Source organism: Trichocoleus sp. FACHB-6 (assembly GCF_014695815.1).
Lineage (GTDB): Bacteria > Cyanobacteriota > Cyanobacteriia > Cyanobacteriales > FACHB-T130 > Funiculus > Funiculus sociatus.
This window is the reverse complement of record NZ_JACJOY010000086.1, coordinates 18,815-44,620: the sequence shown is the minus strand read 5'-3', so window position 1 is coordinate 44,620 and position 25,806 is coordinate 18,815. Positions and strand designations below refer to the sequence as shown.

The 25,806-nt window shown below is 46.5% G+C and carries 23 protein-coding genes and 1 rRNA gene; 11 read left to right on the top strand and 13 right to left on the bottom strand.

Features of this window, described 5'->3' with window-relative positions:
• The 3 genes from rrf to aroA all read left to right on the top strand — a co-directional run.
• Positions 1–110 (top strand): 5S ribosomal RNA (gene rrf / locus H6F66_RS16500); the annotation flags it as partial.
• A gap of 178 nt (positions 111–288) precedes the next feature.
• A complete protein-coding gene (locus H6F66_RS16495; RefSeq protein WP_190423252.1) occupies positions 289–1,614 on the top strand; it encodes a hypothetical protein in 1,326 nt (441 codons plus the stop codon).
• An 87-nt stretch (positions 1,615–1,701) separates the two neighbouring features.
• Complete coding sequence (gene aroA / locus H6F66_RS16490) at positions 1,702–3,048, top strand: 3-phosphoshikimate 1-carboxyvinyltransferase (protein WP_190423258.1); 1,347 nt, start codon at positions 1,702–1,704, stop codon at positions 3,046–3,048.
• Between the two features lie 96 nt (positions 3,049–3,144).
• On the opposite strand, the gene H6F66_RS16485 is transcribed toward aroA, so the two are convergent.
• From H6F66_RS16485 to H6F66_RS16460, 6 genes are all read right to left on the bottom strand, one after another.
• Complete coding sequence (locus H6F66_RS16485; protein ID WP_190423249.1) at positions 3,145–4,131, bottom strand: glutathione S-transferase family protein; 987 nt, start codon at positions 4,129–4,131, stop codon at positions 3,145–3,147.
• Positions 4,132–4,217: 86 nt separating this feature from the next.
• On the bottom strand, positions 4,218–4,508 hold the full coding sequence (gatC, locus tag H6F66_RS16480) for an Asp-tRNA(Asn)/Glu-tRNA(Gln) amidotransferase subunit GatC (RefSeq protein WP_190423248.1): 291 nt from the start codon (positions 4,506–4,508) through the stop codon (positions 4,218–4,220).
• Positions 4,509–4,650: 142 nt separating this feature from the next.
• On the bottom strand, positions 4,651–5,172 hold the full coding sequence (locus tag H6F66_RS16475; RefSeq protein WP_190423245.1) for a photosystem I assembly protein Ycf3: 522 nt from the start codon (positions 5,170–5,172) through the stop codon (positions 4,651–4,653).
• Between the two features lie 182 nt (positions 5,173–5,354).
• Positions 5,355–8,000 carry a CHAT domain-containing tetratricopeptide repeat protein gene (locus H6F66_RS16470; RefSeq protein WP_190423243.1) on the bottom strand — a complete coding sequence of 882 codons (2,646 nt, stop codon included), beginning with the start codon at positions 7,998–8,000 and terminating at the stop codon, positions 5,355–5,357.
• Between the two features lie 9 nt (positions 8,001–8,009).
• Positions 8,010–8,624, bottom strand: coding sequence for a Uma2 family endonuclease (locus H6F66_RS16465; RefSeq protein WP_190423241.1), 615 nt, complete (start codon positions 8,622–8,624; stop codon positions 8,010–8,012).
• Positions 8,625–8,881: 257 nt separating this feature from the next.
• Positions 8,882–9,034 carry a hypothetical protein gene (locus H6F66_RS16460; RefSeq protein WP_190447399.1) on the bottom strand — a complete coding sequence of 51 codons (153 nt, stop codon included), beginning with the start codon at positions 9,032–9,034 and terminating at the stop codon, positions 8,882–8,884.
• A 15-nt stretch (positions 9,035–9,049) separates the two neighbouring features.
• Between H6F66_RS16460 and H6F66_RS16455 the strand changes: the two genes are divergently transcribed.
• Positions 9,050–9,526 carry a hypothetical protein gene (locus H6F66_RS16455; protein ID WP_190423237.1) on the top strand — a complete coding sequence of 159 codons (477 nt, stop codon included), beginning with the start codon at positions 9,050–9,052 and terminating at the stop codon, positions 9,524–9,526.
• A 406-nt stretch (positions 9,527–9,932) separates the two neighbouring features.
• On the opposite strand, the gene tnpA is transcribed toward H6F66_RS16455, so the two are convergent.
• The 3 genes from tnpA to H6F66_RS16440 all read right to left on the bottom strand — a co-directional run bounded on the left by tnpA (position 9,933) and on the right by H6F66_RS16440 (position 12,887).
• A complete protein-coding gene (gene tnpA, locus H6F66_RS16450; RefSeq protein ID WP_190423235.1) occupies positions 9,933–10,376 on the bottom strand; it encodes an IS200/IS605 family transposase in 444 nt (147 codons plus the stop codon).
• Between the two features lie 403 nt (positions 10,377–10,779).
• Positions 10,780–12,000 carry a caspase family protein gene (locus H6F66_RS16445; RefSeq protein ID WP_190423233.1) on the bottom strand — a complete coding sequence of 407 codons (1,221 nt, stop codon included), beginning with the start codon at positions 11,998–12,000 and terminating at the stop codon, positions 10,780–10,782.
• Positions 12,001–12,317: 317 nt separating this feature from the next.
• Entirely contained in the window at positions 12,318–12,887 is a 570-nt protein-coding gene (locus H6F66_RS16440) for a pentapeptide repeat-containing protein (RefSeq protein ID WP_190423231.1), read from the bottom strand.
• Between the two features lie 75 nt (positions 12,888–12,962).
• On the opposite strand from H6F66_RS16440, the gene H6F66_RS16435 reads away from it, so the two are divergent.
• Positions 12,963–14,282, top strand: a complete 1,320-nt coding sequence (locus tag H6F66_RS16435) for a hypothetical protein (protein WP_190423229.1) — start codon at positions 12,963–12,965, stop codon at positions 14,280–14,282.
• 365 nt (positions 14,283–14,647) lie between these two features.
• Here H6F66_RS16435 and H6F66_RS16430 read toward each other — a convergent pair whose 3' ends face one another.
• Complete coding sequence (locus H6F66_RS16430; RefSeq protein WP_190423227.1) at positions 14,648–15,781, bottom strand: SpoIID/LytB domain-containing protein; 1,134 nt, start codon at positions 15,779–15,781, stop codon at positions 14,648–14,650.
• A gap of 269 nt (positions 15,782–16,050) precedes the next feature.
• Here H6F66_RS16430 and H6F66_RS16425 point away from each other — a divergent pair, with 269 nt between their 5' ends.
• Entirely contained in the window at positions 16,051–16,986 is a 936-nt protein-coding gene (locus H6F66_RS16425) for a ribonuclease Z (protein WP_190423226.1), read from the top strand.
• 60 nt (positions 16,987–17,046) lie between these two features.
• Here H6F66_RS16425 and H6F66_RS16420 read toward each other — a convergent pair whose 3' ends face one another.
• The gene (locus tag H6F66_RS16420; RefSeq protein WP_190423224.1) at positions 17,047–17,469 is read right to left on the bottom strand and encodes a hypothetical protein; all 423 of its coding nucleotides are present in this window, start codon (positions 17,467–17,469) and stop codon (positions 17,047–17,049) included.
• 304 nt (positions 17,470–17,773) lie between these two features.
• Complete coding sequence (gene cobU / locus H6F66_RS16415; RefSeq protein WP_190423222.1) at positions 17,774–18,376, bottom strand: bifunctional adenosylcobinamide kinase/adenosylcobinamide-phosphate guanylyltransferase; 603 nt, start codon at positions 18,374–18,376, stop codon at positions 17,774–17,776.
• Positions 18,377–18,589: 213 nt separating this feature from the next.
• Here cobU and H6F66_RS16410 point away from each other — a divergent pair, with 213 nt between their 5' ends.
• The 4 genes from H6F66_RS16410 (at position 18,590) to hpsU (ending at position 21,956) form a co-directional block, all read left to right on the top strand.
• On the top strand, positions 18,590–19,309 hold the full coding sequence (locus tag H6F66_RS16410) for a hypothetical protein (protein ID WP_190423220.1): 720 nt from the start codon (positions 18,590–18,592) through the stop codon (positions 19,307–19,309).
• A 101-nt stretch (positions 19,310–19,410) separates the two neighbouring features.
• Positions 19,411–20,340: a glycosyltransferase family 2 protein gene (locus H6F66_RS16405; RefSeq protein ID WP_190423218.1), complete on the top strand. Its 930-nt coding sequence runs from the start codon at positions 19,411–19,413 to the stop codon at positions 20,338–20,340.
• 73 nt (positions 20,341–20,413) lie between these two features.
• The gene (locus H6F66_RS16400) at positions 20,414–21,364 is read left to right on the top strand and encodes a glycosyltransferase family 2 protein (protein ID WP_190423216.1); all 951 of its coding nucleotides are present in this window, start codon (positions 20,414–20,416) and stop codon (positions 21,362–21,364) included.
• A 1-nt stretch (position 21,365) separates the two neighbouring features.
• Positions 21,366–21,956, top strand: coding sequence for a hormogonium polysaccharide biosynthesis acetyltransferase HpsU (gene hpsU / locus H6F66_RS16395; protein ID WP_347269395.1), 591 nt, complete (start codon positions 21,366–21,368; stop codon positions 21,954–21,956).
• Positions 21,957–22,044: 88 nt separating this feature from the next.
• Here hpsU and H6F66_RS16390 read toward each other — a convergent pair whose 3' ends face one another.
• Positions 22,045–23,418, bottom strand: coding sequence for a proton extrusion protein PcxA (locus tag H6F66_RS16390; RefSeq protein ID WP_190423214.1), 1,374 nt, complete (start codon positions 23,416–23,418; stop codon positions 22,045–22,047).
• A gap of 45 nt (positions 23,419–23,463) precedes the next feature.
• Between H6F66_RS16390 and H6F66_RS16385 the strand changes: the two genes are divergently transcribed.
• On the top strand, positions 23,464–25,686 hold the full coding sequence (locus H6F66_RS16385; RefSeq protein WP_190423212.1) for a recombinase family protein: 2,223 nt from the start codon (positions 23,464–23,466) through the stop codon (positions 25,684–25,686).
• Positions 25,687–25,806: the final 120 nt, after the last annotated feature.

Sequence of the window (25,806 nt, the reverse complement as noted above, 5' to 3'; positions counted from 1 at the left end):
TATTAGCGCTGTGGAACCACACCGACTCCATCCCGAACTCGGAGGTGAAACGCGGCTGCGGCGAAGATACTTGGTGGGTGACTGCCTGGGAAAATAGCTCAGTGCCAGGTTATTCTTAACATAAAGCCCTCATCCTTAGCAGGAGAGGGCTTTATTATTTTTATTTTTATACTGATGAATTGAAACTGAATTGAATTTGAATATAGTGACTTCAATTCAACCTTCAGAGAAAGGTGCGATTTCTCGAATAACCTTTAATCTAGAATTGTTGAACAGAGAGATTGAGCTGTGGATGCAATACTGGAGCGATCGCACTTTCTTAAACAAGCTTTGATTGAGTTTGTTATGGAAGCAGAAGGAGAACTGGCGGAATCCTTAGAAACTTATGCGGCACAAAAGTCCCGCTCTGAGCGTCAGGATATTGCTCAAAGAGACTTGATAATTGATACCTTCTTGACAGAAGGAAAAGTTGGTGATAGAGAAACTTTAGATATTTTTCTGGAAAACCAGCCAGATTTGTCACCAAGCGATCGCAACTTAGTTAGCAACTGGCGGCGGAGCTTCATTGCTCTATTTGCTGTAATCCAAGTGCTACCGGATGGCTTTGAGCTGATGAATTGGCTAACTGCAAAGCACTACATCGTCAAGCCAAACAATCCCCTGACATTAGAAGAAATGACGCGGTTTAAGGAGGGGGAAATTTTACTGAGTCGCATTGCTCCGATAACAGATACCTACTGGATGTTCTCTGGCCCTTGTATACCAATGGGTCGATTGGGTAAACCAAAGCTGGCAGTGGCAATTGGCAACTTTAAGGACAACTACAAGAACGCCCTTTACAGCGACGCTCCAGAACTGCTAGAGCTGGCCTGGCAGTCAGTAGAGCAATATCACCAAGATTTTCTGGAATTTTTTGGTAGCGACGAAGTAACCCTACCGGGATATCAACTGAATAAGAAAATTGAAGAATTTCAGGAGATACTTACCAAACGGCGCTTCGCAGCAGCAGGCATTGATGAAAACAAATCCCTTTCTGAGTTAGCCGAAGAAGCTGGGATGACACAAGAGGAAATGAAAGCAGCGGCAGAAGAAGCGGGGGCTGACTCAAAAGAGATCGCGAAAATGTTTGACAGTAAAAACCCAACTAAAATGGTGACACCCAAAGTTGAGTTACCTGCTTCTTTGAAGAAAGCTGAACAGTTAACAGCCCTCACCCATCCCCGATGGGGTCAGCTTTTTCTGCCAACTTACAGCCGTTTTAAGGCAATGCTAGAAGCAGAAGACTGGCAAAACATCGAAGGTGCAGAAAAACTGGTTCGCCAATATCTAGAAGATCCAGCGATTAACGTCTTCATCTGGCATCGGTTAGCTAAAGCGTACCCAAACCAGTTGGAAAAGCTATTGCAAACAGTATTACAGCGTCCAGAGTTTAAGATTAGCGATTTGGATGCTCTCCTGCAAGAATACAACAAGCCGCTAGAGCCATATTTACCAGAAATTGCCAGTGTCCCACTGCACTTACATAATCTGTTTCAAGAAGCTCTGGCAGAAGTCAATAAATCAAAGCCTAAGGGCAAGGGTAAAAAGAAACTTGGGATGGGCTTTCAGCGGTAGTTATTGGGCTTTGGAAGCAGTAGGCGATCGCTCTATGTCATTGCCTTGGTAAGATCGCTATTTGCAACCTTATCCCACTCCATCCCCATGCCTACCGCAGTTGTCACGCTGAAAACTACTGAAGATCGGGATAACTTGATCGTGCAAAGACCCGCATCCGGGCTATCCTTACAAGGACATATCCGGGTGCCGGGGGATAAGTCGATTTCTCACCGCGCCCTGATGTTGGGAGCGATCGCGCAAGGAGAAACCCAAATTCAGGGACTACTCTTAGGAGAAGACCCCCGCAGCACCGCTAGCTGTTTCCGGGCTATGGGGGCTGAAATTTCCGAACTCAACACAGAACTGGTGCGGGTTCAGGGTATCGGACTGGGGTTACTGCAAGAACCCGTTGATATTTTGAGTGCTGGAAACTCAGGCACCACCATGCGACTAATGCTGGGACTTCTAGCTTCTCATCCAGGGCATTTTTTTACAGTTACGGGTGATAGTTCCCTGCGATCGCGTCCTATGTCCCGCGTTGTCAAACCTTTGCAACAAATGGGCGCACAAATTTGGGGGCGTCAAAGCGGTTCTCTAGCCCCACTGGCGATTCAAGGGCAGCAGCTTTCACCAATCCACTATCAGTCGCCTATAGCGTCAGCACAAGTCAAATCCTGCATCCTTCTAGCTGGGTTGATGACCGAGGGACAAACCACTGTTACCGAACCTGCGCTATCCCGCGATCACAGCGAAAGGATGCTACGAGCCTTTGGCGCAGAAATCAAGCTAGACCTAGAAACCAACAGTGTCACCATTACTGGCCCAGCGCAACTTACAGGACAAAATGTTATTGTTCCCGGCGATATCAGTTCAGCTGCCTTTTGGCTGGTCGCTGGGGCGATTGTGCCGGGTTCTGAGCTATGGGTTGAAAATGTGGGTGTTAATCCTACCCGCACCGGCATTCTGGAGGCTCTGGAGATGATGGGAGCAGATATTAAGATGGAAAATCAGCGGGTTGTTGCTGGCGAACCTGTGGCAGATTTACGGGTACGTTCTAGTTCCCTTAAAGCGTGCGAAATTGCTGGCGATTTGATTCCCCGTCTGATTGATGAAATACCGATTTTGGCAGTGGCGGCTGTTTTTGCCCAAGGAACTACCGTAATTCGGGATGCAGCTGAGTTGCGGGTGAAAGAAAGCGATCGCATTGCTGTCATCGCATCCCAACTCAATCGTATGGGAGCCAGGGTTACAGAACTACCAGATGGGCTAGAAATTACTGGCGGTACTCCCCTCACAGGCATCGATGTTGATAGTCATACCGACCACCGGATAGCTATGAGCCTCGCCATTGCCGCCCTCAACGCCTCTGGGACTACCACAATTAACCGTGCCGAAGCGGCGGCTATTTCCTACCCTGACTTCACCCCTACACTGCAACAAATCTGCGGTTAAATACTCTTTGCCCCCTTTTTTAAGGAAGCACAAAGATAAAGAGACGCGATTAATCGCGTCTCTTGTGTTGAAATCATACTTTAACAGCAGCGAATCTCAGGCGATTGCCGCAGGCGTATGCGATCGCTGTTCGCGGTTGTGGGGTGCGTCAAAATCAATTAACGGCCCTTTAGGCACAATTCGAGTCGGGTTGACTTTTGGGTGGCTTTTGTAGTAGTGCCGTTTGATGTGGTCTAGGCTGCAAGTTTCCTTCACCCCTGGCTGTTGGTAAAGGTCTTTGAGGTAGTTCCACAAATTGGGATAGTCAACAATGCGGCGCAAGTTGCATTTGAAATGGACATAGTACACCGCATCGAAGCGCAACAGCGTTGTGAACATACACCAGTCTGCCTCAGTTATGCGATCGCCACAAAGGTAGCGTTGCCTATCTAAGACCTTTTCCCAATGGTCGAGAGCATCGAATAAGTCTGTTACGCCTTCCTCATACGCTGCTTGGCTAGTAGCAAATCCCGCCCGATAAACGCCATTATTAATTGGTTGATAAATAGCATCGATAGTATTATCAACCGCCTCCTGTAAATCTGACGGATAAAAATTCACATTTGACTTAGCGAAATCCTCGAATTCCGTATCAAACATCCGGATAATTTCGCGAGATTCATTATTTACAATCGTCGCATTTTCTTTATCCCAAAGCACAGGAACAGTCACTCGACCGCTGTAATTTTCATCTGCTTCCCGATAGACTTCCCAAAGATAATTTTTTCCGTTCACAGTATCGGGAATCGTACCTGGCTCATCAGTAAATTCCCAACTATTTTGATTGATTACCGCGCCAACAACTGAGAGGCTGATAACATCCTCCAGCCCCTTCAAGTTTCGCATAATCGCGGTTCGCTGCGCCCAAGGACAAGCCCAGGAAATATAGAGATGATAGCGGCCCGGCTCAGCCTTAAAGCCACTAGAACCATCGGCTGTAATTTTGTTGCGGAATGTCGTCGAGGGGCGAATAAATTTTCCTTGGGAGTCTTCTTGTTCCCGTTCGCTGACCCATTTTCCATCAACAAGAACACCCAGACCCATAGTTTTCTCCTTTGACAGCTTGCACTTATCAAAATACTAGAAACAAAGTTTATAAGGTGGGTACTATCCACTTTATAAACATCTGTTTATTCAGCACTTAAAATTTGCGGCACCTTAAAGAAATCCTCTTCCCGATCTGGCGCACCAGTAAGGATAGCTTCCCGATTGGGATAGGCTTCCATTTCATCTGGTCGCGTCACATTGCTGACATCAATTGCCCGTGTTGTGGGCTCCACATCGCTGACATCTAGTTCGCTTAGTTGTTCAAAATATTCTAAAATACTACCCAATTGAGTAGTAAGTTGCTCCTCTTCTTCAGGGTTCATATCCAGACGAGCGAGATGGGCAACTTTACGAACTTGTTCGCGGTCAATCATCAGATTTCTTTAGTTGTTAGTGGTCATTGGTTAGTAGCTAATAGCTAATATAGCAATCCTAAATGAGTTGTAAACTTCTCTTTCTCTGTGTCTGGGCGGTTCGTTGTTTTCACAAATCAAATAGGACTGCTATAGCTAATAGCTAGAAGAATACATCGATCGTAGAGCGTCCAGTGGTTTTGAGCCAGTTTTGGGCTTCGATGTAGTTATTGGGAGCCATGCTGATTGCTTGTTTCCAATACTCGGCTGCTTTGTCATATAAAGCTTCTGCGCTGTCCATGTCCCCAGCTTCTTTTGCCCTTTCTCCTTGGTAATGGAAAATCACGGCAATATTATTCAAGGCTTGGGGAATACGCGGGTTGAGTTCAATCGCCTCATAGTAGTATTCCAAAGCCTGCTCAAGTTCGCCATTGCTGGCATATATCAGCCCCATATTGTAGAGGATATAGCTGCGGTCGTAAGGGTCTTCCTCTAATGTCAAGGCTTCCCTGTAATTGTCCAAGGCTTCGGCGTATTCTCCATCCGCCTGCGCTGACATACCATCGCGGTAGTAGGCGAAGGCTTCTTTTGCCTTCTTATCGGTTGGCAGGATCTTCAGGATTATATCCGCCATTACCGTGAAGCTTTTGTCAATAAAGTTGTCGTTGCGTTGAGTTCTTGGCATATCTGTGTCTGTAATTCTGCGCTAATGCGAAAGTGTAGCCTGTCAGTGTATCGTTCAATAATGCTCTTTAAGCTAATTTAACGCGCTTTGGTTGGTCATTAACTGGGTTGAGATGAAGAGATGCGATCGCATCTTTTCCTTAATCAACCCACTTGGTAGTGCTAAATTTAATCGCGTGTTAATTATCTCCACTCGCCTTGCACCACAAAAGCCGCCCAGTAGTAGGGGGCTTTCCATTGCTCAGTTTGCCACATTTCTATCTGTGCTGCTCTCAGGGCGGCTACGGGATTTAGCCCTTTGTCCAGCATCTGTTGGTAGTATTTCTCCATCAGCTTTGACGTTGCCACATCATTGACGCGCCACAAACTCACAGCGACTCGCTTTGCACCTGCATACATAAAGCCGCGTGTCAACCCAACGAGTCCTTCTCCTTTGACATCTTTTCCGAGTCCGGTTTCGCAGGCGCTGAGGACGACGAGTTCGGCGGGGAGATTGAGGTTGTAGATGTCGTGGAGACGCAGGAAACCATTATTTGTCGGATTGCCTTTGTCATCAAACAGGGATAGCACCAAGCCGGATAATTGTGGTTGATCTTCGTTGACGCAGCCGTGAGTGGCGAAATGCACCATGCGATACTGAGCTAAATCGGGACTGGTGGCTGTAGCGTGAGAAGCTTTAGAACCCAAGGCTTGTAGGTGTTGAGAAGCAGGTACAAGTTTGAGAATCTGTTCAGCTTCTTTACTGCTGTACTCAAGTCGTTCGAGATCGGAGGTGCGACAAGCTTCTTCGGCAGATCGTTTGGCGTCGCTGGCAATTGTAGTGTTGCTTTGCTGGGGTTGGGATGTCAACCGCTTGTCGTCGGAGGTGAAGATGGGATCTGCTAAGACGGCGACGGTTTTTGCAGCAGGTGCGCGTCCTTTGAGTTGACTTCGTAATACGCCTAAGGTTGAGGCGGAGGGGAGAGAGACGATTTCGTTTTGGACGAGGAGGGGAGTGGGGGAGGTGGATTGGTTTGTACCCGTTACCCGCCAGGGATTCAAATCCCTGGCTAATAGCTCAAGTCGGTTGAAACCGACTGGCAATTTAGAGTTAGTCCGTTTTAACGGACTTTCGCTATTAGCCCGGAGATTAATCTCCGGGCGGGGTATCGGCAGTGCAGCAAAGGGAATTGATTGCAATGCGCCGTCGCTGACGATGAGTAAGCGTTTGTTACTTAGTTGATTTGCTACGGGGGAGAGTAGAATCTGGCTCAATTTCATGCCAGATTCTAGGCTACCTGTTTCCGATTTGAGTTGATTGTAGAATTCTTTGGCTGCGGCTTCGATGTCGGCGCGTTTGGGGAGTTCGTAGCTGGTGATGCCTGTTTTGGTGACTGCCCAGAGATAGCTGCGATCGCTACCTAAAGAATATTCCAATAGCAGGGTATTGTCATCGAGTACCTGTTGTTGAATTTGTTGCAGGTTGAGGGTGAAGGCTCCCGGTTGAGAGATTGCTGCATAGGCGGGGTTTTTCACGCGGATTTCCGCTTGGACTCGATCTAGTTCGGTGAGAAGGGATTCAATTTGTTGTTTAATCTCGGCTAACTGTTTGTTGTTATAGGAACCTTCGAGGAGTTTTACCCGGCTTTGTTCGGCGGCATTGAGTTGCTGTTGTAAGGTGCGCTCTTGTTTAATTAATTCAGAGTTTCCACGAGAGCGAATGTTAACGTTTGCTTCGGTGAGGAGTTCTAAGAGATTGCGTGCCTTGGCGCGTTCGCTGGCATTTAGGGCTAGAGCGTCGAACCCTTTGGAGGGTTGCTGTTTGTGCAACTGCATCAGCAGGTCAATGTAGAACTTGTAATAATTCTGCACTGTAGCGAAGTATGAGGCGCGGAGTTGCTGGCTAGCAACGTTGGTGCGGAGTTTTTCAAAAATTTCAATGGCAGCCTCCATCTGAATGAAAGCTTCGTTGAGATTGCCTCGGTTGCGTTCTAGGTAGGCAACATTATAGAGAGTAACGCCTTCCACTGCCTTGTCCCCAGTAGCCCGACTCAAGGGCAAGGATTGGTTGTAGAATTCCAGGGCTTTTTGCTTTTCTCCTAATGCGTCGTAAACTCCACCGATGTTGTTGAGGGTACGGGCTTCCACTGCCTTGTCCCCAGTAGCCCGACTCAAGGGCAAGGATTGGTTGTAGAATTCCAGGGCTTTTTGCTTTTCTCCTAATGCGTCGTAGACTAGACCGATGTTGTTGAGAGTAGCGCCTTCCCCTACTTTGTCCCCAGTAGCCCGTCTCAAGGGCAAGGATTGGTTGTAGAATTCCAGGGCTTTTTGCTTTTCTCCTAAATCGGAGTAGACTCGACCGATGTTGTTGAGAGTAACGCCTTCCCCTACTTTGTCCCCAGTAGCCCGACTCAAGGGCAAGGATTGGTTGTAGAATTCCAGGGCTTTTTGCTTTTCTCCTAATGCGTCGTAGATTTTGCCGATGCCCAAGAGGGTGACGGCTTCCCCTTTTTTGTCGCCGACTGCTTGATAAAGGGGGAGTGCCTCGTTCAATTTGGCAATTGCCTGTCGCAGAGATTCTGCTGTTCCTTGCTGATATAGCTGATCTCCTTCCTTATAGGCTCGCCCGGCTGCGGCGCGGGTTGCGTCTTCCTCAGTAGCGGCTGGCTGTTGGCTTATTCTTACCCCTATCCCTGCTGGTATGGCAGCGACGGATTCTGACAATAAGAGAACACCGATAAATAGCGCCAAACTTTGATGAACTATCCCTGGCAACGATACCAGGCGCAACAGGAAAGACGATTTTCTTGGCACGATGTCTTCAATGGGTTTAGCTACTATCTCAGTCATAACTCCTCATCATTGCCCAAATTTAAAAATCTGTGCGGCTGTCAAATTCAACTCTGGGAAAGCTGGCGATTCAATCCGGTCATTTTCTCTAAACTGATTAAAGATATACTCGCCATCAACCAGTTGGTAAACCGAAATAGTAGGTTGCTTCGGGTTGCCGATGTAGCGCCTACCTCCCAAACCGAGATAGTCTACAATCCAGTATTCAGGAATTCCGAGCTTTTCGTATTCCGCTAATTTAGTTAAATAGTCGTCTTGCCAGTTAGTGCTGACTACTTCAATAATGAGGCGTACTGTTTCGCCCTTAGTAATTGTGGAACGTTTCTTCCACATCGGTTCGGAGTCTAGGGCATTTTCATCTAGAACGATGACATCAGGGATATAGCCAGAGTTGTCGGAATCGATAGGTTTGACGATACATTGCCGAGGAATGAAGTAAGGAAGTTGTAACCGTCGAATTTCGATTCCTAAGTCGGTGGCAAGTTCTCCTCCGACTCGTTCGTGAGTTCCAGTGGGTTGCATTTCGACAACGACTCCATTATGTAGTTCATAGCGACCGTAGCCGTCTGGATACCAGTCCAGAAAGTCGTCTAGGGTCATTAGTTTGGATTCTGTTTGAATCATGGCGACTTTCCCTCGGTAGAGATTGAAAGGGTTACTTCTGTTATAGGCGATGTGCAGTTTTCAGGGGATGTTTGCTGGTGGAGAGGTAGGGTTGATTCGTTCGAGTTGCATCTGGTGCTAACCGGACATCTGCCAGATATCCGCCAAACATCCGCCAGACATCCGCCAGACATCCGCCAGGGGTTTAAACCCCTGGCTAATAGCAAAAGTCCTCTAAAGAGGACTCGAATGCTTTTCAGAGTCCACTTTAGTGGACTTCAGCTATAAGCCGTGGACTTAAGTCCACGGCGGAAGAATAATGCAGGAGCAATATTTGAGTTAACTAGATAAATCTGGTGTGCGATCGCGCTTTTGACTGGGAATCCTAAGAATAGATGGCAAATGCGATCGCCATCACCCACCAAAATCATCGCCGGAGTTCTCCAATGCCTTATCAAAACATCTCTGCCTCCCTTTCACAAACCGATGTCCAAGAAATCAAAGCAGCGCTTGAGACTATCGAACAAAAGCTGCCTTTCTTGATTACCCTGTCTACCGAAGAACGACGCAAACTGTTTAAGATGGGATCTAAAAGCCTTACTTTTGTCAACAATAGTCTTACTGCTGCCCAATCCAACCGCGACATTCTCCCTGCTAGTTTTGACATAGAGGAATTTGTGCGGGACTATCAGCTAACCGCTTCACTTACCGAAATTTTATTCAAACTTCAACAACTGACCGAACAGGTGGATGATACGCTGATGGCAGTCAGCAGCGAAGCCATGAGCAGCAGTTTGACAGTTTATGATTACGTAAAGACGGCTGCGAAAAAGACTCCTGGGCTAAAAACCCTTGCCGAACAGTTAGGCGATCGCTTTAAGGCAATCCGCACCAAGTCTCCCAAAGCTACGCCTGTCTCGTAGGATGCAAAAAGACTCGTTGCTCAAAAGTAAAATCTCCGCAACGAGTCTTTGCAACTCACGGGTAAAGTTCAACATTTCGTGAACGAGTCTTTATAACTCGTAAGTAAGTATAAAAGTCTCATTGATGAATCTTGATAACTCGTCAGTGAGTATAAAAGTCTCATCGACAAGTATTAAAATTGCTAGAGTGAGTAATAGAATTTCGTCAACGAGATTTTTATACTCGTAAGCAAATATAAAAATCTCGCCCACAAATTTCAAAGCTCACCCGCCCAAAAATTAATCTCCATAGTTTAAGCTAAAGTCCATTAAAATAAACTGAAATCTTTGAATAGTCCTCTTAAGAGGACTTTCGCTATTAGCCAGGGGTTTAAACTGGCGGACTGGATTAAATTCGATGCGTCTTTTATCTGGGATGCCAGCGGCTTGGGAAATCATCTTGATGATTATATTCTTCTAAAGACGTTACGGTCGTCCCGTTCAAATGATGTGCTTTCTGATTTTGAACGTATGCTACGGCTTGATCTAGTTGCTTACTTCCTAGAGAAAATACACCATATCCCTCTTGCCAACCAAATTTATTTGGAGCAGCAGACAATGCATGATTTAGATAATGGGCGCTACTACCTTTTATATTTTTAACAAAATCAGCAATTGATAGTGTCGGGGGAATGGAAACCACTAGATGAATATGATCTTCTACGCCACCGATGGCATGAACAATACAAGCTAGAGCGTCAGCTTTGCCAAGAATGTAATGGTAAAGTCTAGTTTCTCTGTCAGGACTAATCAGAGGCGCACGCTGTTTTGTTCCCCAAACAAGATGGTAGTAAAGTCGCCAAAGAGCCATTCAAATTATTCGCTGTTATCTAACATAATTTAGGCATACTTTTCGCTAGTCTGCCAGCCCGTTAGGGGTTTAAACCCCTGGCTAATAGCTCAAGTCAGTTGAAACTGACTAAATAGAGCCAAAATTTCTATTTGATATGTTTAGTCCTCTTTAGAGGACTTTCGCTGTGAGCCTGCGATTTAAATCGCAGGCGGATGTGCTGTTTAATATAATTTATCTGCATTTTTCGCTTGCCCACTCACCCGCCAGGGGTTTAAACCCCTGGCTAATAGCTCAAGTCAGTTTAAACTGACTAAAAAAGCCAAAATTTCTATTTGAATTGTTTAGTCCTCTTTAGAGGACTTTCGTAGTGAGCCAGCGATTTAAATCGCTGGCGGATGTAGGGACAACAAATAAAACACAATTAGTCCATCTTCTGCAACAGTGTCCCTGGTTTAACAACCTCCTCAACTGTCGCTATTCCAATTAAGCCCTCACGAGATTGGAGGGTCACTTTACCTGCACTACCTCGCTTAGCACCGATAATAGTAAACACCGTGCCATTTTCAATAGTTGCCAAGTCTAAACCACCCAACCACAAGGTTGCCTTATTTCCTTTAACTTCGGTAATGACTGCATTTGCTACTGAACTTGGGGTGTTGATGAAATAGATAGGTTGCTTTTCATACCCACTGCCAACTTTAACTTCATAACGGGGAGTTTGGTTATCTGCATCCAGCATGTGTTTAGTTGCGTGGGCGATCGCACTCTCCGGTGTACTCGTTTGCTGCCAGAGATACTGCGTCAGTAGATAGGTAAATGCTCCTGCATGGAAGCCATTAAAACGTGCATCTGCCGCCGTTTGAGAAGGATCTGTTGCAGCGAGTACAACTCCTTTGGCAACTCCCTCCCGATACCGCTTGACAAATTCTTCGCCAGAAAGCTTCAGTTGTGACAGCCACCTTTGTTGATACGCTTTTTCTTCAGGAGAAATCTGTAGGTTCATGCCTCCATCTCGCGATCGCACCCGACGATCCCTGGTAGCACCACCAGAGTAACAACTATCTAGAACAGCAGTGAAATTTTCAGTTTGCAACGCTGACATCAGCAGGAACAATGTGTGTCCCATAATGTCCTTGACGACACCGCCTTTTTCTGGGTATCCGGTGGGTAGTGTGGCATCAACCGGAACGAAAGTGCCGTTTAATCCACTCTTACTACCTGGTTCAACAACAATTGGATCTGGATCGGAAAGACGAGAACCGTGTCCTGAGTAGTGATACACTACCACATCTCCAGGCTTGGCTTGTTTAATCAAATGTTCTTCAAATGCCTCTAGAATTCCTTTGCGAGTTGCTTGTGCATCAGTCAGAGTGTAGATATCTTTGGGATTGAAACCAAAGCGGTGGATCAGGAGATGACGCTGCAACGCCACATCATTGACACACCCTCGCAAAGGTGTAATTGGAGGTTTATCGGGATAATTATTGATGCCGACGAGTAAGGCAAGTTTGCGAGGGGTACTTTTTGCCAGAACTTTGCCGTACCAATCCGCCTGTCGTTGAATATTAAACTGGCTTAATCCTAACGTTCCTAGAGTAGATCCAGCGAATAGGAAGAACTGGCGACGAGAAATCTGTGCCATAACTGTTCTATTTATAATTGCTTGTCAAAGTACCTTTACCTTAACGGTTTATTTCTACAGCTAGTAGTTTGTATCCAAAGTTGTAACAGTAATATTTTATATAGCAGTTCTATTTGATTTGGGAAAAAAACGAACCGCTCTAGGGCGCTTCAGAAAGAAAAGAGAGAATTTTACAACTCCCGCAAGGATTGCTATAGAAAAATTATCCGTCTCTCCTATAACTTCTCTCTATGTATTTTTTGTCCTCCGTGGTTCGTTATCATGCCGAGGTAAGTTTCACAAATAAAATCAGATGGTTATAGTAGTTCAAATAATACTTAATAGTACAAAGTGCCATCAGGCAAAATAGCACTATCTAGCTGAACGCCATCCAAAATCGCATATTCCAAATCGGCATTTCGCAAATCAGCACCCCGCAAATCTGCGGCTTTGAGAATTGCATTACTCAAGTCAGCACTGGTGAGATTAGTTTGCCTCAAATCAGCATTGCTAAGATCGGCACCTGGTAATTTTGCGGCTACCAAACCAGCACCAGCAAGGTTAGCATTAGTAAGATTAGCTTTGATTAATCCGGCATAGTTAAGATTTACACCGTTCAAATTTGCACCACTGAGATTGGTATTAATCAAGCTAGCGCCCCCCAAATTGGCACCCACGAGATTAGCACCGCTTAAATTTGCAGCGCTGAGATTAGCACCAGCGAGATTAGCACCGCGCAAATCAGCAGCCTTTAAATCAACATCCCGCAATTCGGCACCGCTTAAGTCGCACCCCGGACATTGTTTGGTGTTCAGCAATTGTTGAACGTGTTCTGGATTTGCTGCTGTGGCTCGTGTTGCTAACGCTACAGAAGACAAGAGAGCGATCGCTACAATTGATGGTGTCATTCCTACCCTCGGTCTATTTAGCCAAAATTCTATACTTAGATTATTGACAAATAGTTTTTTTATTGAGGGACGGACATGGCTCCAAATCCCACCATCATGCGAGCAGTTGAACATCTGGGGTACCGCGTTACCGTTGGCGACGTGGCAACTCAGGCTGGATTAAACGTCAACATGACGGAGGCTGGATTACTCGCTTTAGCCTCCGATGCCGGGGGACATTTGCAGGTAGCAGAAACAGGTGAAATTGTCTACCTGTTCCCGAAAAATTTTCGGTCAATTCTGAACAACAAGTTTTTGCGGCTGCGGCTGAAGGAATGGTGGGAAAAAATCTGGAAGGTTTTGTTTTACCTGATCCGGATTTCCTTCGGGATTATCTTGATAGCGTCGATTGTGCTGATATTTGTAGCGATCGCTGCCATCATGATTGCGGCTTCTGCCAGTCGTGACGACGATTCTGGTAGCCATGACTCCGGCGGCGGCGGTATGATCTTCATGCCTCGCTTCTGGTTTGGGCCAGACATCTGGTGGTTTTTCTATCCAGACTATGGCGATCGCTATGAACGGCGGCGGGTAGCATCTCCAGAAAAGAAACAGATGAACTTCCTAGAAGGTGTCTTCTCTTTTCTGTTTGGCGATGGTAATCCTAACGCCGATTTAGAAGAACGTCGCTGGAGTGCGATCGCTACCGTAATTCGCAACAACGGCGGTGCTGTAACAGCAGAACAAATCGCCCCATATCTCGACGAAACTGGCTCAGGATGGGCTAAAGAATACGAAGACTATATGCTGCCAGTGCTAACCAAATTTAACGGGAAACCGGAAGTTAGCCCTGACGGAGACATAGTTTATCACTTCCCAGACTTGCAAATTACAGCCCAAGAGCGAAATTCCGAAGCAGTCGGTGCTTATCTCCGAGAGCGTCCTTGGCGCTTTAGTCAAGCCACTAGCGGACAGAATATGCTCTCAGCTGGACTAGGTGCGGTGAATATCGTCGGTGCTTTAGTTCTGGGTTCCCTATTGCGGGGTGAGGTTGGAGTGCAGTTAGCACAATCCGGCGGACTGATCGCCTTCGTACAGTCCATTTACTGGATTTTATTAGGCTACGGCACAGCTTTCTTAGCAATCCCCTTAATTCGCTATTTCTGGATTCAATTCAAAAATAAAAGGGTAGAAAGCAGGAATCAAAAGCGGCAAGATCGTGCCATCTTGTTAAATCAAGCCAATTCTGCCTTGCAGAAAAAAATCATCTATGCCCAACAGTTTGCTGCTAAAACTGTCCTCGGTCGTGATGATTTAGCTTACACCACCGAAAACGACTTGATAGAACAGGAAATTGAGCAATCTGACAAAATTGATGCAGAATGGCAGCGGCGCCTCAATCAAAGCGGTTCATAACAATTCTTTTGGGTGTCTGAAGAAGAACCCGTATTCACAACAGGGGGTGTAATTCAAACCCACTACTTCCCAACCCTCCTCTCCTAGTTGATTAGAGAATTCATAGAGAGGAGGGATTTCTTTTTTTTGTCTTGCAAGTCTTTTTCGTTGACGCTTTGTGGTCGGACGCCCGCAAAATATAGGGTTTCTCAGTTCAGTGGAATATATCGCGGTTCTGACGTTAGAGCTACCTTGATAGGGACATGGCATTGCCATATCCCTACAGATGTATCGCACCCAACCCTTGAATTGCTGTAGTCAAATCGAACAAAGATGTATACCCACTTTTGCACAGGGATTCTTTGAGTTGCATCACGTCCTAACTTTTACTTAACCTGAAGGCTAGTAAGGGACGTGTTCTGATAATAGTGTCCCAAAATTTGCTGATAGTTTACTCCCTGCTGAGCTAAATTATAAGCTCCCCACTGGCTCAAACCAAGACCATGACCGAAACCGCGACCATTGATCTGAAAACCTGTTGAGGAAGAACTAACGGTGAACCAGGTACTCTTAAGTCCCAATGCGCTACGCAACTGACTACCGCTCATCCGCCGCGTACTCCCATTACCCACTACTTTCATAGTCATTATGCGTCCCGTAGGCGTTGTGCGCTCTGGGACTAGGGTTTTGATATTGCTCACACCGAGAAGGCGACTGAGTTCGCTCTTGGAGAAAGTTTTCTGCCACTGGTAGGGGGGCGCTCCCTGGTCGTAGTCTGCGACACCGCGCAAATACGGAAGCGGTTGTGTCCAAACATTTTCCACATTTTCCGTGTGTCCTCCAGAGGAGGAATGGAAGACGGCGAGAATCAGCTGGTTGTTGTAAGTTAGCACTTGCCCTGCTGTGGCATTTACAGCTTGATGCGTCCCTGTAGTTTCGGTATCAAGACCTTTGTAAACTTGGGAACTTTGGGTGTCGCCAAGATCGTAAACGCCATTGCCAGAAGTTTGGCGTTTATAAAGGGCGTAGGTGCGGGCGGCGACAGCTTGCGCCTTCAGCGCTTCCAAGGGCCAGTTGCCGCCCATTTCTGCCCCTAAGACGCTGTAGAGATATTGTTCTAAATCGACTTGGTTAACGGCGGTGAGTCCTTTGCCTGAGGGAACGATGCGGGCGCGACCCCGATACCAGCGATCGCCTATCCAAACATATCCGCCACTGGTCGGCTCAATCAATAGATCCGTGGCTTTCCGTCCATCCATCGCCACGCTACCGCCAGATGAACGGGCTTCTTTGCCATCCATTGGTGCCATTTCTCCCACAACTCGACCAGCACCGTCGCGGATTACAGCTTTGGTAGAACTGCCTATGGTAATCTTGCTAACACCTTGTTGAATTGCTACGCGCAATTCCAGCGCAGCTTGAGCAGGGGCAACTAGGGCAATCCACAATAAGATAGTCAGTCCGGATGAAGAAGGATGGAGTAGTCTTTGAAAGAGCAATTGGAGACGCTGAGTTACCATCTGAGAAATTTCCTCACACTATACATAAAGGTCGTTCTAGTTATGGCGATCGTTAAACCTGAGCCGCTTTGAGAGCAACAATAAAGTCTTTAATTCAAAACACCCCAGAGCATATCCGCTTGGTTTGGTATATGCAACCGGGTACATCTTCTATAAAGTAGATATATTTATCACGTTTGCCACTTCAGTGTCAGCCATTGTTTTGAAATTGTATGCTGATAGTTATAGTTGGATTATTTTCAGACTTTGTGATCGTTGTCTAGAACAGAATGCAGATTACTTTTTTAGGGACAAGCTCAGGTGTGCCAACGCGATCGCGCAACGTTTCCAGCGTGGCTCTCCGTCTACCCCAGAGGGGAAAATTCTGGCTATTTGACTGCGGCGAAGGCACCCAACACCAACTCTTGCGGAGTGACCTGAAAATGGGTCAACTAGACCGCATTTTTATCACCCATATGCACGGAGACCATATCTTCGGCTTAATGGGTCTTTTAGCAAGCTGTGGTTTGGCTGGCAATACTCAACGCATGGATATCTACGGCCCTGCTGGTCTTAATGAATACCTGCGTGCTTCTAGACAATACTCTTCAACTCATTTTTCTTACCCCGTCCAAGTTCACGCCGTACAACCAGGGATAGTGTATGAAGATGAAGAATATATCGTCAGTTGTCTTCCCCTAAAACATCGGGTGACTGCTTTTGGCTACCGAGTAACTGAAAAAGACCGTCCAGGGCGCTTCAATGTGGAAAAAGCAGCCCAAATGGGAATTCCACCTGGTCGCGTCTATGGGCAACTCAAGCGTGGCGAAACAGTAACGCTGCTAGATGGACGGCAAATTAGCGGAACCGATTTGTGTGGCGAGACAGAGATCGGGCGCAAAATTGTTTACTGTACAGACACGGTTTATTGTGACGAGGCGGTGGAATTGTCGCGGGATGCAGATGTGTTAATTCACGAAGCCACCTTTGCTCATCAAGATGCCCAGTTAGCTTTCGATCGCTTGCATTCTACCTCAACGATGGCGGCGCAAGTGGCTTATGCTGCGGGTGTCAACCAGCTGATTATGACCCATTTCAGCCCCCGCTATGCTCCTGGTAATGCCATTGTGTTAGATGATTTGCTAACTGAAGCTCGTGCCATTTTCCCGAACACGAAATTGGCATATGACTTTATGACTTATGAGGTGCAGAGGAATAGGAATTAGGAGTTAGAAGTTAATAATTCACAACTCCGGAGGCGGAGCGTCTCCGGCTCCGCAAAAGTCTTACTGGCCGCTGGCTCTCTGAAGGCGATCGCGTATTTCAATTAAGCGAGATTGGCTGCTAACAGGCGATCGCGGTTGTGGAACTTCCGTGTTAGGCCAGTTGGGCAAATCGTTACAGGGACACAACTCTGGCGGCATTCCCACTGTCTTGATGGGTACGGGCATTTCGCAACGCCCACAAGGTGAAACGTCCCACCCTGGTGTCAGCAGTTGGGCAATTGTTTCCTGGGTGCCTTCGAGATAACAATCTCCTGACTCTGGTGAGATAATTTTCTGCCAGCAGCTTTCAAATTCTTCACTGTAGCGATCGCCCTGGATTACAGGTTGCGGCAGCAGCGCTTCTTTGCCATTGTGAATTAAAACCTTTTTGCCTAACTGAAACCAATAGGCAATATATTGTCTGACTTGGTGTTTGGATGCCATAAGCTGAATTTGACTCCTAGTTAACACTAGGAAATAGGCGAACTGCTCCCTCGGAAAGCTTACTTCTAATCTAGGCGATCGTTTTCTTCAGCATTTCTTGCTCTGGGTTGATTGTGCGTCAGACAAAATAATTAATTTTCTCTGACAATTCTAGCCTTACAAGTTGGGTAACTCTACGCTAAAAAAGCGGGTATTTCCACCGTAGCGGCTTCTGCCCTCTTTTGTAATTGCCTCGATTTACATCTTCTAAAATTTTGATAAAAATTTACTTTCTTGTAGGTGACAAAAGTACCAAATAGGTATATTAGGAATCTGGTAAGGGGGAACCGAGGAGACTAAGATTAAGAACATGACCGCCAGTGACGAGAAAAACGGGATTAGCGATCGCGCCAAGACGACGACACAGAGTTCCCAAGCGATCGCGGAACTTCCGACCGATGGGATAGGCGGGGACAACCCCCCAACCAGTTTCCTCCGCCACCAAAATTACATCAGCAGGGCAGTTTAAAAGACACTCTAGCAACTCCACAGAGGTAATCTCCCAAGCTTCATCGTTTTGGTCTAAGAAATTTGCCACCCACGTTCCCAGAGAATCAACCAACAGACAAGTAGACTGAACAGCATCTTGAATCGTTACTGCTAAAGTTATAGGAACTTGCAGCGTTTGCCATTCGCACGGTCGTCGCTGCTGGTGTTGTTCAATACGCGATCGCCATTCCAAATCATCTGGATCAACTTGAGCCGTTGCCACGTAGACGACAGGCTTACCGGAACGCATTGCTAGAGTTTCCGCCCACTCGCTTTTACCAGACCGCGCCGGGCCAGTCACCAAGATTAGATGCCTATTAGAAGTAGAATCAACTCGTGTCACAAAGGCTGTTTTACTGATTTCAGGCGGGTTCTGCATCAAAGTTAAATTTAACAGCCCAAAAAATATATTTTATCCACCACTAGAGTGTCCAAGGTACTCTATTCGTTAAGAGTGAATGTAAAATTTTTTTTTTGTCGTTCAAGACCAGACAACAATAATACAAATAAAATAGAAAATTAAGCGAGTAACCAAAGCTGGAAAGCGGCACAAGAGCGGGTTTTAATTTCTACTACTAGGCGTGAAATAACCATGAAACCAGAATTAAAACGGATTGAGACGACACTACACCAGCTATCGGATAAAAATCCTGAAATAGGCAATCAGCCGGACGGGATGGGGTGGCGTTCCCCGACACCAGATGCGGCACCATCCATTTCGATGACTGTAGAATCTTGGACAGACCAAAAGCAATCTGGTAAAACGCCAGTGTTGCCGAAATTAAAAGCTCCCAGCTTCACCAACCATCGTAATGCTGCCAATCCTGCCCTAGCGACAACCCTACTGCAAGAAATCGAAGTAATTGTCAGTGGTTGGCAGAAAGAATTACATCAAATTCTGCGGCAAATTCAAGACCTGTACCTGGAAGGGCCAATTGTAGACGGTTGGTTAGAGTCTCATGCCCGCGAACCGGAAGTAGGCGTTGAAGTGTTGCGCGAGGCAGTAGAAACGGGCCATGCGGCATCTGTACACCAGTTGATGGACTACATAGAAGAATGCAATCAACCGGATGGCAATGTGACGTGTGAATCTCCCCGTACCGGATACCGCTTAGTAGGTTTGGACGGGGATGGTCAATTGTGGTCGCGTCCCTGTCCACCAGAACAGGTTCCTACTGTAAGTGTAGCGATCGCGCGTTATCAAAAACTGCGGCAGTTGCTGGTTCGCAAACAAGACTTAGAAACCCGCCTTAGCCAATTGGCGGAAACTCTCATCGTTCTGCATGGTCATCTACAAGACCCAAGTTCTTAGCATCATCTCGCCTGTGTCCGTATGTCATTAGTAGCCATTAGTCATTTGTTTGTTATAAATGACCCATGACCGCTAACTTTTTGACCACCGACTAATGAGCAATGACTAAACCCAAAATTTCTGCGATTATCTGTACCCACAATCGAGAGCAGTATTTAGGTGCCGCCATTGATAGCTGTTTAGGGCAAGATTTCCCGGATTTTGAAGTAGTAGTGGTGGATAATGCCTCAAGCGATCGCACTCGCGAAATCGTAGAAGCACGAGTTGGCGTGACATACGTTTACGAACCCATCACAGGTCTATCCGTCGCCCGGAACACTGGCGCGCGCGTTGCCAAAAGCGATATTCTCGCCTATCTCGATGATGATGCTGTTGCCAGTTCGCTTTGGCTAAAGACACTCTATGATGCCTATCAAAACAATGAAAAATTAGCCATTGCTGGGGGCAAAGTTACCTTACTCTGGCCTGATGGCATAAAAGCCCCGCAGTGGCTTTCCTCCGGCTTATCTGGCAACCTGGGAGCATACGACCTAGGAGCGAACGTCATTTATATCAAACAGCCCGGTATGACCCCCAGAGGCTTAAATTACTCAATCCGGCGCACCTTTCTAGAAGAAATTGGTGGTTTCGATCTTAATCTGGGTCGAGTCGGTAAAAATCTGCTATCAAATGAAGAATTACACATGACAGAACGGGCGCTAAAACTCGGTTGGCAAGTTGCCTATCTGCCTGATGCCTTAGTTGCCCATAATGTTTCCCCCGAACGCCTTCAACGAGCCTGGTTTTTCAGTCGAGGCTGGTGGCAAGGCATTAGTGAATGTTACCGCGAACAACTTTCCGGTCAAGCCGGGCCAGCCCAGCTATTAAGAGGAAGCGACCGAATAATGCGCGGTTTATATAATTCCGTAAAAAACTTTGACGATCCTGCCCAACGCTTCGACAGTCTGGTGTATGCCTACGGTCAAATTGGTTATTTGATAGCGGCGATTAAAGGTATGATTTCTACACCTGTAAAAAAGATTAAAACTTAATCTTTAATTAATCCTGCGGGAAATATTTACCTTTACATTTTTGCGTTTTACCTATTACCTGTTGTCTTTTCTTATGAATGCCTCCAAACTCCCCGTATCGGTTCTGATTCCCGCTAAAAACGAACAAGCAAATCTACCGGCTTGCCTGGAAAGCGTTGCCAGGGCTGATGAAGTATTTGTGGTGGATTCCCAAAGTAGCGATCGCTCTATAGAAATTTCTGAAAGTTACGGCGCGAACGTCGTCCAATTTCACTTCAACGGTCGCTGGCCGAAAAAGAAAAACTGGGCATTAGACAATCTGCCTTTCCGCAACGATTGGGTATTAATTGTCGATTGTGACGAACGCATTACTCCGGAACTGTGGGACGAAATTGCTACTGCGATTCAGAATCCCGAATACGAGGGTTACTACCTCAACCGCAAAGTCTTTTTTCTTGGCAAATGGATTCAGCACGGGGGTAGATATCCCGACTGGAATTTACGCTTGTTTAAGCACAAAAACGGGCGCTACGAAAACTTGGGGACAGAAGAAATTCGCAACACTGGCGACAACGAAGTTCACGAACACGTTGTGCTACCAGGTTCAGTCGGCTATCTGAAAAACGATATGCTGCACATCGACTTTCGGGACGTATTTCACTGGCTGGAAAGGCATAATCGCTACTCTAACTGGGAAGCCCGCGTTTATCTCAATATCCTCACAGGAAAAGACGAAAGCGGTACCATTGGCGCTAATTTATTTGGCGACGCGGTGCAGCGCAAGCGTTTTCTGAAAAAAGTCTGGGTAAGGCTACCTTTTAAACCGTTGATCCGGTTTATTTTGATTTACTTTATTCAGCTTGGCTTTTTGGATGGCAAACCCGGATATATATATGCGCGGCTGATGAGTCAGTACGAGTATCAAATTGGCATCAAGCTGTATGAATTGATGCAGTTTGGCGGTCAGTTAAACGTAGCAGCGACGACACCGAAAGCGCCTCCCCAGCCTGTAAAAGAGCCGGATTCGTTAACAGGGAGCGTCTAGAGTGTTGGAACCAGGGGAGTCAAAGCCAGCTTTAGACGAGATATTGGTAGATTTACGCCGCTACGACCAATCTTGGTTTGACAGGGGAAGACCAGGCTGGTTTGTGTTGCTCTGGTGGTTGGTGCAAGCGATCGCATTCCCCTTGACTCCCCATCCCGTCAACAGCTTGCGCTGCTCCCTCCTGCGGCTGTTCGGTGCCAAAATTGGCAAAGGTGTGATTATCCGCCCCACCGCCCGCTTCACCTTTCCCTGGAAAGTGGAAATTGGCGATTACAGTTGGATTGGCGATGATGTCGTTTTCTACAGCCTTGACCAGATTCGCATTGGTCAGCACTGTGTAGTTTCCCAAAAAAGCTACCTCTGCACTGGTAGTCACGACATCCACGATCCAACTTTCAACCTAATAACATCCGGCATTACCATTGGCAACGGTGCTTGGATTGCCACCGATTGCTTCATTGCCCCTGGAGTGGAAATCGGTGCATATTCGGTAATAGGCGCGCGCAGCAGCGTTTTTGGCAACATTCCACCGCAGCAGGTTTGCTGGGGTACACCTTGCCGTCCCCACTACCAAAGAGAAATTAAAAATTAAAAATTACCTCTTTCTCAGGGGACTATCTAGTAACGAGAAATCTCCAGTCCCTTGAGGACGCATTCCCAGTCCCCAATCCCCAGTCCCTTCATTCATTCATATTCCGATAAGTAGCAACTGCTGAAGGCGAAATTCGGTTCAAGTAACGGAAAATCCAATACTTAAAAATCGTGTCCAGAATCACTGGAAAAGTGGCGATAAATAAATAGTTGAAGTCTCTGTTTTCCGGCAAGCCTAAGTGCCTTGATATTCCTTCTAAAATCACTTCCCAGCCGTGAGGGGAGTGAAATCCTACGAAGACATCAGTAAACAAAATAATGATAAAAGCTTTAGCACTGTCACTCAGTCCATAAACAACATCATCTATAAAACCTTTAAAAATCTCAATTTCCCTACGACTGTTAATCAATAAAACGTAAAAAGCCCCAGCCGCAAATATATCAGCAAAAACATTTTTTATGGCATTAGCGCTTTTGTGACGGTATTCTTCAGTCAGTTCAAATGCCTTTTCTTTGACTTCCTCTTCCATCTCCTCCGGTGACAACTTCGGAGCTAGACCTACCAAAGTTCTAAACTTTAATAGTTGCTCAAATCTTTGCAAATCGTGAAAAGCTTCTTCTTCCAAATCAACATTTAAGAAAATTTCAGTTTTGTTTTCATCTCTGACGCGCTCAACAAGAGGTGCTACTAGAAAGGTTTTAGTTACCTGCTGAGTTAACAGAGGAACTAAAATCAAAACTAAAATAAACCTAATAGAAATTATTGTTTTTGTTTGAGATATCCGAAAGTTTTTAACAACTTCCTCTTCTGATTTTGGGTTAAAGTCTCTTTTAAGCCGATCCAAGGTACTCAAAATTGACCTGGGGACAAAACTTGTTGTATCAGTCATTGTCTCAGCTTCTCCGATTACTTTGCTTTTATCAAAGTAAATTGGCTGATTATATAATTCTCCTTTATCAAGGTTGGCTTCTACAAGTTTAGATTGAGAAACTGGCATCAAGGCTGACGATGACGATGGTGATGGCGATGAAGAACGTTTTGGTTGAGACTGGTATTTAGATATCACATCGTCAATAAACTTGAGTTTTTCTAAAGTTATTGATTGGGTTTCTCTATTTTCCAGTTCGGCAACGTTTCTGTATTCCGAGCCATCGAGTGTTGATCTGGTTCTATTTTGATTTGCTAGGCTAACAATTGAAGTGCTAGAATGAAATTCTGACAAACTTAACCTAGCATCCTTTAAATACTTATTAAGCTTAATTATGAAATAAGACAGGGCATTTTCGCGGTATTTTTTGGAATTAGAAGATATTTTGTTGCCGTCAAAATGTTCGTCTTCAATTGCTTTAATCATTAAAGCTGCTTTGTATGCCCGCTCCAAGGCTCTCTCTGGTGTCCGAATGTACCACTGGCTGGCAGCGTCTAAGGACGAGCGGAGCTGTGTAAAGAAAGGTAGTTTCATAACAGAAACAGAGTATTAAATTAAAAGTATCCCCAGCGTTTAGCAATGTTAACCCAATCTCAGCCAAACTGGATCAGAGGATCAACCCGAAGTGGTAAGACAACTCGCCTGGTGAATCAGTTTTGTCAGTGGGTGGAGGTGCGATCGCAACAGAACCGACTTTCGCCGTCAACTCAGGGGAGGAGGAGGCGACGGGACTCCGAAAGATCGATTTTGGTGTTTGCTGCTAATGATGATAACCGGAGCGAGTTAGCTGACCGTTTGGCTGCTGCGACAGACGGGCGGTATCCGATTCAATCTAAGACACCTTTAGGGTTTTTTCAGGATGAAATTATACTGTTTTGGCCTTTGCTAATTGGGCGATTGAATTTAAGGGCGCAATTTCCAGTCCGCCTACGCCCGGAAACTGAGCAGGAGTTAGCTACTCGGCTGTGGCGTTCTGAGTTGGATAAAGGCAGCTTACAGATGCTGGGAGTAAGCGAGTATCGTGTGGTGCGTCGGATTCTGGACTTGTTGCAGCTAGCGGCTATTAGTGGGACACCACTTGAGGACATTCCCGCTATTCTTGAACAAGGCATCTTACTCCCATTAACACAGAGGGAGGAGGATGGGGAAAGCGTTGAAGATTCAGCTATTAATTGGACTGATGTAGGGAATTTACTGCTTGGCTGGCGGGGATGGTGTCTGGAGAGGGGTTTGCTGACTTATGGGATTATATGCGAACTTTATTGGCGGTATCTGCTGCCAGATGAAACTTATCAGCAGCATTTAATTCGCCGCTATCAAGGGGTGTTGGCGGATGATGTGGATGATTACCCAGCTATAGCTGGCGATTTATTTAATTTTCTTTTGGATAACGGAGCGGTTGGGGCGTTTACTTATAATCCGGATGGAGCGGTGCGATTGGGTTTGAATGCCGATCCGAATTACCTGGCCCGTCTAGCTTCGCGCTGTCAGGTAGAAATTTTGAGCGATCGCGCCCAGAATAATCTAGGGGCAGTTTACGGAGAGCCAATCGTAGAGACAGTGCGCGATCCGATGTATATGTTGAGCTTACCGGAGTCGGTACAGTTGATTCAAACCATGTCCCGCGCTCAGTTGTTGCGGCAAACTGGGGAAGCGATCGCCGAAGCGGTACAAAGTGGACAAGTGCAGCCTTCCGATGTGGCAGTAATTGCGCCTGGTTTGGATGCTATCGCCCGCTATACCCTAGTCGAAATTCTCACAAGCAAAGGTATCCCGGTAGAGTCCCTCAACGACCAGCGCCCCCTAATTAGTTCCCCCACAATCCGGGCATTGCTCACACTCTTAGCTCTAATTTATCCAGGCTTGGGGCGATTGGTAAACCGGGATGCCGTAGCAGAAATGTTGGTCGTACTTAGTCCGACTAGGGACTGGGGACTCTTGACTCTTGACTGGGGAGTGGGGGAAGAATTTGCCTCTTCACCAATCTCTAATCACCAATCCCCAGCCATCGATCCAGTACGGGCAGGTTTGTTGGCAGATTACTGCTATTCCCCAGATCCAGAGCAACCCCGTTTGCTACCTGTGACAAATTTCCCGCGATGGGATCGGCTGGGACACTCTGCCTGTAAAGCCTACGAGCAGATTTTGGGGTGGATAGAGCAGCAGCAAAGTCAGCAACAACAGCGTCTGATTCCCAACTACGTCGCCCTGCTTGACCGGGCAATTCAGGAGTTTTTGTGGAAAGGTAGTAATCTCCCCTACGACCAGCTAGCAGCCTTACGCGAACTGATGGAAACCGCGCAACATTACTGGGAAGTCGAGGGACGACTGCGACAAAAAAGCGGGGGAGGCGATAGCGATCGCGACACCATTGAACGCTTCATCTGCCTGTTGCGTCGCGGTACTGTTACCGCCAACCCTTACCCAGTTCGTCGGCTAGGTCTGAGTAGTCGCGCTGTTACTTTGGCTACAATCTTTCAATACCGAGCTTCTCGACGGTTCCACCGCTGGCAATTTTGGCTAGATGCGGGTTCTCCCCTGTGGTCAAAGGGCGGTGCTGCTACCCTATTTGGTGCGCCTTTGTTTCTCAAGGATTGGTCAGGAGAGCCAATTAGGGAACAAGATACCCAAGTAGCTGATGAGCAAAGGCTGCGGCGGATTTTACTAGATTTACTAGGGCGAGTGGGGGAGCGAGTTTATCTGTGTCATAGCGAATTGGCGACAAATGGGCAGGAGCAAAGCGGCCCCCTGTTGCCTTTAGTAAATGCCTCGGTTCCTGTGAATCCTGATGCAATGAGTTAGAAATGCTATTTTCTCGTTCCTAGTCCCAGGCTGGGAATCAAAAAATGTGGTGTTTTTAGAGGGAATGCAGGATAAGCCGTTCACCATTTCAATCACTTGTCTAGATTCAGGTGTAATGGT